The sequence below is a fragment of the Phocaeicola sp. genome (assembly GCF_057861905.1).
This window is the reverse complement of sequence record NZ_DBMACV010000136.1, coordinates 1-2,828: the sequence shown is the minus strand read 5'-3', so window position 1 is coordinate 2,828 and position 2,828 is coordinate 1. Positions and strand designations below refer to the sequence as shown.

Genomic DNA, 2,828 nt, shown 5'->3' with positions numbered 1-2,828 from the left:
TATTGTTTCTTTGAAAACAAACCGGATGCATTGCAAGGATACTATATTGAGGACTCAAAACAACTGGCCTTATTCTAAACTTATCCCGAACTCAGGTATCTATTACACATTAAGCAAAACATCAATTATACAAAACCGTTGGTACAATAAAGTATATAGTTGCGATTACATAATATTAAGCCATAGAATATAATTAACCGTACCGAACACTTTCTGCCCCGTCATAGCCATACATATTTATAAAGTGCTATAACTTTACCCGTTCAATTATATCACCGCAACTATAATCAACGTCGATTATCTACCACCCAATAAATGGCATTCAATAATAACTCACCTGAGATTTTCATAAATCACCAATGATAGGAAATAGAAATCTGAGAAGCCTTAACAGACATAAAAGATAAAAAATGCCCTACAAAACCATTATTAATGTGCCAAAAACTATATAGCTGTAAAGATTTCATTATCTTTGGAAATCAACAAACACTAAAAAACACATTGATTCACTATGAAAACGAAAAAACAAACAAAACTACAATCCACATCCTGGTGGAGAGAATTAGGGACAACTTGCATCATGTCTTTATGCTGTATCATCACTTTTGCATCTGAGCCGGTCAATTTTGACAAAGTATTTAAAGAAGCGCTCAACATAGAACAACAAATAAAGCGCACCAGCTTTCCTGACAAAGTGTACAACATCAAAGATTTTGGAGCAAAGACCGACACTCCGGAAGAGCCATGCCACGAAGAAATTAATTTAGCCATTACAACCTGCAACCAAGCAGGAGGAGGAACGGTTGTCATACCGAAAGGAACATTCTACACCGGCCCTATTACAATGAAAAGTAACGTAAACTTACACCTCGAAGAAGGAGCTGTACTTAAGTTTTCCACAGACCAGAAACTTTATTTCCCGGGAGTTATCACACGCTGGGAAGGATTAGACTGCTATAATGCCCATCCATTAATTTATGCTTATGGCGAAACCAATATTGCCATAACAGGAAAAGGAACTATAGACGGGCAAGGTTCCAATGAATCTTGGTGGCCCATGTGCGGTGCCCCACGTTACGGATGGAAAGAAGGCATGCACAGTCAGAAACTGGGAAGTCGCGAGCGGCTGATGGGCTATGCAGAGCTAAAACGTCCCATCTACGAACGAGTAATGACGCCCGAAGATGCCTTGCGACCACAACTTATCAACTTCTATCTCTGCAATACAATTCTGATAGAAGACGTCACTTTGCTAAACTCACCATTCTGGGTCATCCATCCCTTATTGTGTGAAAGTCTGATTGTTAGTGGAGTAAAAATCTATAACCGCGGTCCGAATGGTGACGGCTGCGACCCTGAATCCTGTAAAAATGTCCTAATAGAAAATTGCCGTTTCGATACGGGCGACGACTGCATCGCCATCAAATCCGGACGAAATGAAGACGGAAGAAAATGGAATCGCCCAAGCGAAAACATCATTGTCCGCAATTGTGAAATGAAAAACGGGCATGGAGGTGTTGTCATCGGCAGTGAAATATCTGGAGGATATCGCAACTTATATGTTGAAAACTGCGTAATGGATAGTCCGCAACTGGATAGAGTTATCCGAATCAAGACCAACGACTGTCGTGGAGGTATCGTAGAAAATGTCTTTGTAAGGAACATACAAGTAGGTCAGTGTCATGAGGCTGTTCTGAAAATAAACCTGCTTTACGAAAGCAAAGAGAACTGTAACCGCGCCTTCCCTCCTATTGTACGAAACGTACACCTAAAGAATATCACTTGCGAAAACAGCCAATATGGAATTTATGCCGTGGGCTTACCAAACAAAGATTGTGTATATAATATATCTGTCGAAGATTCACAATTCAACAATGTAAAGAAAGGTGGAAACCGAATAGAGAACGTTACGGACATTACAATGAAAAATCTCCAAATCAACGGCAAAATCGTAAAATAATATTTTACCATAAACGTTGAGAGAAATCCCGACGAAGGGGAAAAAAGCCATGACACTCACTCGAAAACAGTGACAGTCATGGCTTTCACATTATAGTCCTATGATATAACTTTTCAAAAAAAATCAGTCTGCACAGACTTCTATCCTAAGAAAAGAGCAGGCTTTCAAAATACATTAAGCAATTCCACTTCAAAAATCAATGTGGAGCAAGCAGGAATAGGACCCAAAGGTCGATTACCATAACCCAGTTCAGAGGGGATATAAATCACCCAACGATCGCCAACATGCATTTGCTGCAGAGCTATCTGCCAACCTTCTATCACATCCGACAGGCGCAATGCCTCCGGACATCCCCTTTTCCATGAATTATCAAACTCACGTCCGTTAATCAGCGTTCCCCGATAATGTACAGAAACAATACTTCTCAAATTGGGCGATTGTGTACCACTTCCTTGTTGAACAACCTGATACATCATACCGGAAGGATGTCTTTGTACTCCTTCTTTCTGCGAAATCTCTTTCAAAAAATCAATATTCCGCTGTTTATATTCCTCTTTCTTTGCCATAAATTCGGTCAATTATACCGACAAAGATAATAAGAGTTTATAAAATTCCAGAACATAGACCTTTTTAATGCCTCGATATCAAAGATAAAAAATCGACACAGCCTACCGAAAATCAGTACAATAAAGCCGAATATTGTTCTTATCAATTCTTTGCCAACTATCGCAATCAACAGCAAAAAATAAGAAGCCCGACATTAATACGACGTGAGTTCGGGATAAGAAAGTATCTTTAAAAGTTGGTAATCACCGAATTATTTTGTATATTTAAGTCTAACAAACAATTAATTACAAATTAACAACAA

The 2,828-nt window shown here is 39.0% G+C and carries 2 protein-coding genes; one reads left to right on the top strand and one right to left on the bottom strand.

All coding sequences use genetic code 11. The annotated features are described in order from the left end of the window. The first annotated feature begins 580 nt into the window (after positions 1-580). On the top strand, positions 581-1,960 hold the full coding sequence (locus ACZM60_RS14675) for a glycoside hydrolase family 28 protein (protein ID WP_418586812.1): 1,380 nt from the start codon (positions 581-583) through the stop codon (positions 1,958-1,960). A gap of 164 nt (positions 1,961-2,124) precedes the next feature. On the opposite strand, the gene bamJ is transcribed toward ACZM60_RS14675, so the two are convergent. Further along, positions 2,125-2,526 carry a BamJ family beta-barrel-assembly machinery protein gene (gene bamJ / locus ACZM60_RS14670; protein WP_489521861.1) on the bottom strand — a complete coding sequence of 134 codons (402 nt, stop codon included), beginning with the start codon at positions 2,524-2,526 and terminating at the stop codon, positions 2,125-2,127. Between the last annotated feature and the right edge of the window lie 302 nt (positions 2,527-2,828).